Here is a 662-nt window from a genome sequence, read left to right as displayed (position 1 = left end):
TTAGTGATCAACACCAACGGTTCATTTACCTTTACGCCAACCCTTAATTATAACGGCGCTGTTCCTGATACTACCTACGTTGTCAGTGACGGCGAAGGCGGCATTGATAGCGCGGTATTGAGCTTCAATGATGTTATTACGATAAATGATGCACCTGATGCAGTAGATGATGGTCCGGTTGAAGTAACCGAAGATACACCAGCCACAGGTAATGTTTTAACCAACGACAGTGACGCCGAAGGCGCAGCGCTAACGTTAACGCAATTTGTGATTGATGGTGATGCGACCATTTACAACGCAGGTGATACCGCGACATTAACGGGTGTGGGAACACTCATCATCAACGCTAATGGTAGTTACACCTTTACGCCAACCCCTGATTATAACGGACCTGTACCGAGTGCAACTTATACCGTCAGCGATGGAACAGGTGAAGCCAATGAAAGCAGTACAGCGGTCTTAAGTTTCACGGATGTTATCGCGGTTGATGATGCGCCAATTGCGGTTAACGATGGTCCATTTGATGTGACCGAAGATACGTCTTCAACAGGTAACGTATTAAACAATGATACCGATGCAGAGAATGATACCTTAAGTGTTGTTGAGTTTTTTGTTGACGGTGATGCCACGACTTATCTTGCCGGAACAACTGCGACAATCGC

The 662-nt window shown here is 46.1% G+C and carries 1 protein-coding gene; it reads left to right on the top strand.

Translation table 11 applies throughout. The features are described 5' to 3' along the window. The coding region (locus tag GQR39_RS20040; RefSeq protein WP_165736430.1) for an Ig-like domain-containing protein at nt 1-662 on the top strand (662 nt) is incomplete at both ends.

The sequence above is a fragment of the Pseudoalteromonas sp. C8 genome, assembly GCF_011378685.1.
Taxonomy (GTDB): Bacteria; Pseudomonadota; Gammaproteobacteria; order Enterobacterales; family Alteromonadaceae; genus Pseudoalteromonas; species Pseudoalteromonas arctica.
The sequence above is the reverse complement of the archived record's forward strand: the minus strand, read 5'-3'. Positions and strand labels throughout refer to the sequence as shown.